Source organism: Parolsenella sp., assembly GCF_982402205.1.
This window is the reverse complement of the sequence record NZ_CEVYAT010000103.1, coordinates 1-5,629: the sequence shown is the minus strand read 5'-3', so window position 1 is coordinate 5,629 and position 5,629 is coordinate 1. Positions and strand designations below refer to the sequence as shown.

9 protein-coding genes are annotated in these 5,629 nt (G+C 65.9%); all 9 read left to right on the top strand.

Annotated features, from left to right (window positions below; genetic code table 11):
* Positions 1–288 (top strand): DegV family protein (locus AC1VTH_RS06115; RefSeq protein WP_481335278.1); only part of this gene is annotated, 288 nt, incomplete at its 5' end.
* A 126-nt stretch (positions 289–414) separates the two neighbouring features.
* Entirely contained in the window at positions 415–921 is a 507-nt protein-coding gene (locus tag AC1VTH_RS06110) for a flavin reductase (protein WP_481335276.1), read from the top strand.
* A gap of 63 nt (positions 922–984) precedes the next feature.
* On the top strand, positions 985–1,218 hold the full coding sequence (locus AC1VTH_RS06105; protein WP_293825331.1) for a hypothetical protein: 234 nt from the start codon (positions 985–987) through the stop codon (positions 1,216–1,218).
* Between the two features lie 9 nt (positions 1,219–1,227).
* Entirely contained in the window at positions 1,228–1,611 is a 384-nt protein-coding gene (crcB, locus tag AC1VTH_RS06100; RefSeq protein ID WP_172596365.1) for a fluoride efflux transporter CrcB, read from the top strand.
* A 102-nt stretch (positions 1,612–1,713) separates the two neighbouring features.
* Positions 1,714–2,847: a CobW family GTP-binding protein gene (locus AC1VTH_RS06095; RefSeq protein ID WP_481335275.1), complete on the top strand. Its 1,134-nt coding sequence runs from the start codon at positions 1,714–1,716 to the stop codon at positions 2,845–2,847.
* A gap of 36 nt (positions 2,848–2,883) precedes the next feature.
* Positions 2,884–3,663: an LOG family protein gene (locus tag AC1VTH_RS06090; protein WP_481335273.1), complete on the top strand. Its 780-nt coding sequence runs from the start codon at positions 2,884–2,886 to the stop codon at positions 3,661–3,663.
* A gap of 87 nt (positions 3,664–3,750) precedes the next feature.
* Positions 3,751–4,242: an S-ribosylhomocysteine lyase gene (locus tag AC1VTH_RS06085; protein WP_481335272.1), complete on the top strand. Its 492-nt coding sequence runs from the start codon at positions 3,751–3,753 to the stop codon at positions 4,240–4,242.
* 12 nt (positions 4,243–4,254) lie between these two features.
* A complete protein-coding gene (locus AC1VTH_RS06080; RefSeq protein ID WP_481335271.1) occupies positions 4,255–4,758 on the top strand; it encodes a DNA-deoxyinosine glycosylase in 504 nt (167 codons plus the stop codon).
* A gap of 127 nt (positions 4,759–4,885) precedes the next feature.
* A partial coding sequence (locus AC1VTH_RS06075) for an acetate/propionate family kinase (protein WP_481335279.1) occupies positions 4,886–5,629 on the top strand: 744 nt, incomplete at its 3' end.

The following is a 5,629-nucleotide window of genomic DNA, read 5'->3' as shown; positions in this document are numbered from 1 at the left end:
ATCACCGACGGCGTCGTGGAGCTTCTTGGCAAGGCCCGCGGCTCCAAGAACGGACGCAACCTGCTCACGCAGCAGGTCGAGGCCGCTGGCGGCATCGACTTCTCCATGCCCATCGAGCTCGCCTACGCGGGCCTCGATGACGCGCTGCTGCGCAAGTACGTCGAGGACAGCCGCCACATCTGGGAGGGTCACGTGGAGCTTGACAACCTGCCCGTCCACACCGTGGGAGCCACGATCGGCACGCACGTGGGTCCCGGCGCCATCGCCCTGGCCTTCTTCAAGCGGTAGAGGACCAAAGGGGACGGGTTCGTTTGGTCCGCCTGCTCGTTGCCGGGGTGCCAAACTAACCCGTCCCCAATGGTCCGCATGGGGCGTATAGTCTCCTCACGAGCAAAATAGCGAGAGGAGACGCGCATGTCCTTTAGGGAAGTCGATCTCAAGAGCCTCGAGTTCAGCCCGTTTGCGAAGATCGGCGACGAGTGGGCGCTGCTTACCGCCGGTACCACGAGCGGCTACAACACCATGACGGTGAGTTGGGGCGGCATGGGCGTGCTGTGGGGCAAGGACGTCGTGACCGTCTACGTGCGCCCGCAGCGCTACACCAAGGAGTTCGTCGACGCCAACGACCGCTTCACGCTCTCGTTCTATGCGCCCAAGCACAAGGAGGCGCTGAGCTACCTGGGCACGCACAGCGGCCGCGACTCGTACAAGGCCACCCACGTGGGCTTCACGCCGGCCTACCTCGACGGTTCGGTGGCCTTCGAGCAGGCGAGTCTCGTGCTCGTGTGCCGCAAGCTCTATGCGGACGACATCAAGCCCGAGAACTTCCTTGACGCCTCCATCGACGACCGCTGCTACCCCGAGAAGGACTACCACACCATGTACATCGCCGAGGTGGAGCACGCGCTCGTCTCCGAGTAACATGGGTCGGCCGCGCGTCTTGCGCCGGCTGTCACCGTCCCTTCGATCCTGCCAAGGAGTCCCATGGCAACGCTTATCCTCGCCCTCTTCTTCCTGTTCCTCCTGTCGCTGTGCATCTCACTTCTCATCAGCGTCATCGGCATGGCGTTTGGCCTCGTCGGCCTTGCGTTCAGGCTGCTGCCCGCCGTAGCCGTCATTCTCGTGGGGCTCTTCTTTGCGCAGGGCGGCCACGTGCGCCGCGGCGAGAATGGCAACGTGACGCTCGAGCTTCCCAGCTCCTGGCGTCTTCGCAGGTAGGGGCGCGTCATGCTGGACGCAATCGCGGTGTTCGTCGGCGGTGGCCTTGGCTCGCTCGGGCGCTGGGCGCTCACGTTCGTCCCGTGGAAGACGGTGGGCGAGGCGGGCTTTCCGCTCGCCACGCTCGTGACCAACGTCGCGGGCGCCTTTCTCATCGGCATCGTCGTGGCGGCCGCGCCTGCCGCCGGGCTCTCGCCGCGTACCACGCTGCTACTCAAGACCGGCGTCTGCGGAGGCTTCACGACGTTCTCGACGTTCGCGCTCGAGACGGGCGACCTTCTCGAGCGTGGCGCCATCGGCGCCGCTGCGGCCTACCTGCTGTTGAGCTTCTCGCTCGGCGTCGCCGCATGCCTTGCCGCCCAGGCGCTCGTTGCCGGTGCCTCCGCTCGCTAAGGCGCGCGCCGTGTGGCGTCCTTGCGTGATGCCGCGTTAACTCCCGCCGTGCGGGGTACACTTGCCCGTGGCTAACTTTCACGAATCGAGAAGGAGCTCCACATGGCAGACAAGCCCAAGCAGACAAAGATCGTCCTGCTCACCGGCTACCTCGGCGCGGGCAAGACCACGCTGCTCAACCACATCCTGTCCAACGACCGCGGCGTGCGCGCGGCCGTGCTCGTCAACGACATCGGCGAGATCAACGTCGACGCGAGCCTCATCGCCAAGGGCGGCCTGTCGCAGGTCGACGGCGAGCTCATCCCCATGACGAACGGTTGCCTGTGCTGCACGCTGTCCGACGACCTCGCCCGCCAGCTCGCCCAGATCGCCGACTCCGGTGACTTCGACTACATCATCATCGAGGCCTCCGGCATCTGCGAGCCCATCCCCATCGCCTACACGATCTCGCAGTTCTGCGACGAGTCCAAGTACGGAAGCGCCGCCCCGCTCGACCTCGACAACATCGTGGCCGTGGTGGACTGCGCGCGCATGTGGGACGAGTTCCACGGCGGCTGCGACCTGCTTGCCGATAACATCGACGAGGACGACATCGAGGCGTTGCTCATCCAGCAGCTCGAGTTCTGCACCACCGTCGTGCTCAACAAGTGCGATACGGTCACGCGCGAGCAGATCGACGAGCTCAAGGGCATCGTCCGCAGCCTGCAGAAGGAGGCCGTGATCGTGGAGGCCGAGCAGGGCAACGTGCCGCTCGACCAGATCCTGGACACCAACCGCTTCGACTTCAACCAGGCCTACGGCTCTGCCGCCTGGCTCGACGCCATGGAGCACCCCGAGGAGCACGATGATCCCGAGGTCCTCGAGTACGGCATCGAGACGTTCGTCTATGACCGCCGCCGCCCGTTCGACATCGACAGGTTCGCCGACTACGTGGCCACCTGGCCCAGGCAGATCATCCGTGCCAAGGGACAGCTCTGGGCCAGCCAGGACCCCGACATGTGCTACATGTTCGAGCAGGCCGGCCACCAGAGCACCCTGTCCGAGCAGGGCAAGTTCATCGCCAGTGCCCCGGACGACATCCGCAAGCGCCTCATTGCCGAGAACCCCGAGGTACTCGACGACTGGGACGAGACCTGTGGCGACCGCGAGACCAAGATCTGCTTCATTGGCCAGCACATGGACAAGGAGGCCCTCGTGGCCGGGCTCGATGCCTGCCTCGTGGACTGGCAGCACTAGGCTGCGGGCAGGCTCGTGAGCGAGGAAAGGGGAGACGTGGACAACCAGAGGAAGGCCTCGTCTGGCCTTGACCCCTCGGGCGTTGTGCCCTACGAGACGACCTACCACAAGGGTCCCGTCATCCTGCGCGGAGACATGATCCCCGATGAGAGCACCTCGGAGCACCTGCTGCGCCCTGACGACTCCCCGGACTGGCTGCACACAGACCCCTGGCGCGTGCTGCGCATCCAGGCCGAGTTCGTGGACGGCTTCAGCGCGCTCGCGGGCCTGGGGCCGGCCGTGGCCTGCTTTGGGTCTGCTCGCACCGGGCGCGAGGACGCTGCCTACGCAGTTGCCCGCGCGGCCGGCGGGCTTCTCGCGAAGGCGGACTATGCCGTCATCACTGGAGGCGGCCCCGGCATCATGGAGGCCGCGAACCGGGGATGCGCCGAGGCGGGCGGCAAGTCCGTGGGCCTGGGCATCGAGCTTCCGCACGAGGAGGGCATCAACCGCTGGGTCAACATGGGCATCACCTTCCGCTACTTCTTCGTGCGCAAGGTCATGTTCATGAAGTACTCGAGCGGCGGCATCGTGTTCCCCGGAGGCTTCGGGACGCTTGACGAGGCGTTTGAGATGCTCACGCTCATCCAGACGCACAAGGCTAAGTCCATGCCGGTCGTGTTCTTTGGCAGCGAGTACTGGGGCGGGCTGTTCGACTGGATTTCCGGTCCCGTCACGAGCCGCGGTATGATCTCTGCGCCGGACCGCACGCTCGTCACGATCACCGACGACGTGGAGGAGGCCGTCCGCGTGGCCGCCGGCGCCGCGGCGCGCTAGGATTTACTCGGTATACACCAGGCGTCCCAAGGGGCCGTCCCAAAGGGGGCGGGGACCTTTGGGACGCCGTTCGCGCAAGGAGCAACCATGGAGCGCATCGCGAGCTTCTCCGTCAACCACCTGCTGCTCGAGCCGGGCGTCTACGTCTCGCGCATCGACCGCGACTCGGCTACGGGCGCGGCCGTCACCACGTTCGACCTGCGCCTCACCGCGCCCAACGACGAACCGGTCATGAACACGGCCGAGTGCCACACCATCGAGCACCTGGGCGCAACGTTTCTGCGCAACCACCCCACGTGGGCGAGCCGCGTGGTCTACTTTGGCCCCATGGGCTGCCGCACGGGCTTCTACCTCGTTGTCTTTGGCGAGGTGAGCTCCGAGCAGATCCTGCCGCTCGTGCGCGAGATGTTCGAGTTCGTTCGCGGCTTCGAGGGTGACATCCCCGGCGCCGCCCCCGAGGAGTGCGGCAACTACCTCGACCAGAACCTTCCCATGGCCAAGTGGCTCGCGGCCCGCTACCTTGAGCGCGACCTCGCCAACATCGACGAGAGCCACCTCACGTATCCCACCGGCGAGTAAGGCCGCCTGCGCATGTCCGCGCCACGTGGCACCTACCAGCACATAGACCATGGCTTCGAGCCCGTGTTCGACGAGCGCTCGTGCGTGCTCGTGCTCGGGAGCTTCCCGAGCGTGCTGTCCCGGGCGAACGACTTCTACTATGGCAACCCCCAGAACCGCTTCTGGCGGGTTGCCGCCGCATGTCTCGGCGAGCCCGTGCCCGCCACGATCGCCGAGAAGCGGCGGATGCTGCTCGCGCACGGCATCGCGCTGTGGGACGTCATCGCAAGCTGCGACATCATGGGCTCGAGCGACGCGAGCATCAGGAACGTGCGTCCCGCGGACATCGGTCGCGTCACCGGCGTGGCCCCCATCGAGCGCGTCGTCTGCAACGGTGCCGCGGCCGGGCGTCTCTACCGTCGCCATCTCGAGCTCGTCACGGGCCTTCCCGCGACGGTGCTTCCCAGCACGAGCCCGGCCAACGCCGCGTGGTCGCTTGACCGCCTCATAGGGCGTTGGAGCCAAGAGCTTGGGTGACGGGGACGCTCCCTTTGTCAACTTTGCGTTCTGCCCGCTCGGCTCAGCTTGACGCGCTATCATGGTCAACTGGAAATTCGCGGGCCTGGCGGGCCTGCGTAGCGTCTTCATCGGAGAGGATAACCACATGAACGTTCTCGTCATCAACGCAGGCAGCTCTTCGCTCAAGTACCAGCTGCTCGACGTCGACACCCGCGAGGTCTACGCCAAGGGCAACTGCGAGCGCATCGGCATTGATGGCTCCTTCATCGGCCACTCTGAGATGGGCGGCGACAAGCAGCAGCTCGAGGTCGCCCTGCCCGACCACAAGACGGCCATCAAGCACGTCTTCGAGATCCTCAAGGCCGTCGACAAGCCTATCGACGGCATTGGCCACCGCGTCGTCCAGGGTGGTTGGTACTTCCCCGAGTCCAAGGTCGTCACCGACGAGACCCTCGCCTGGGTCCGCGAGGTCGCCCCTCTCGCCCCGCTGCACAACTACGCCGAGGCCGACGTCATCGAGATCTGCCGCGAGATGTTCCCCGAGATCGGCAACGTCATCGTCGCCGACACCTCGTTCCACTACAACATGCCGGCCGAGGCCCACAACTACGCCCTGCCCAAGGAGGTCGTCGACAGCCTACACATCCGCAAGTACGGCGCCCACGGCACGAGCCATCGCTTCATCTGGCGCTCGGTTGACGAGGCCTCGAACCACACCGCCCACAAGGTCGTGAGCTGCCACCTCGGCTCCGGCGCCTCCCTGTGCGCCATCCAGGACGGCAAGTGCATGGACACTACGATGGGCCTGACCCCGCTCGACGGTCTGATCATGGGCACCCGCTGCGGCACCGTCGACCCCGCTACCGTGTTCTATCTCAACCGCGTTGCC

What these genes read in the sequence shown, in the direction of transcription:
- AC1VTH_RS06110 (WP_481335276.1), top strand. Translation starts at nt 415, where the DNA reads ATGTCCTTTAGGGAAGTCGATCTCAAGAGCCTCGAGTTCAGCCCGTTT.
- AC1VTH_RS06105 (WP_293825331.1), top strand. Translation starts at nt 985, where the DNA reads ATGGCAACGCTTATCCTCGCCCTCTTCTTCCTGTTCCTCCTGTCGCTG.
- crcB (WP_172596365.1), top strand. Translation starts at nt 1,228, where the DNA reads ATGCTGGACGCAATCGCGGTGTTCGTCGGCGGTGGCCTTGGCTCGCTC.
- AC1VTH_RS06095 (WP_481335275.1), top strand. Translation starts at nt 1,714, where the DNA reads ATGGCAGACAAGCCCAAGCAGACAAAGATCGTCCTGCTCACCGGCTAC.
- AC1VTH_RS06085 (WP_481335272.1), top strand. Translation starts at nt 3,751, where the DNA reads ATGGAGCGCATCGCGAGCTTCTCCGTCAACCACCTGCTGCTCGAGCCG.
- AC1VTH_RS06080 (WP_481335271.1), top strand. Translation starts at nt 4,255, where the DNA reads ATGTCCGCGCCACGTGGCACCTACCAGCACATAGACCATGGCTTCGAG.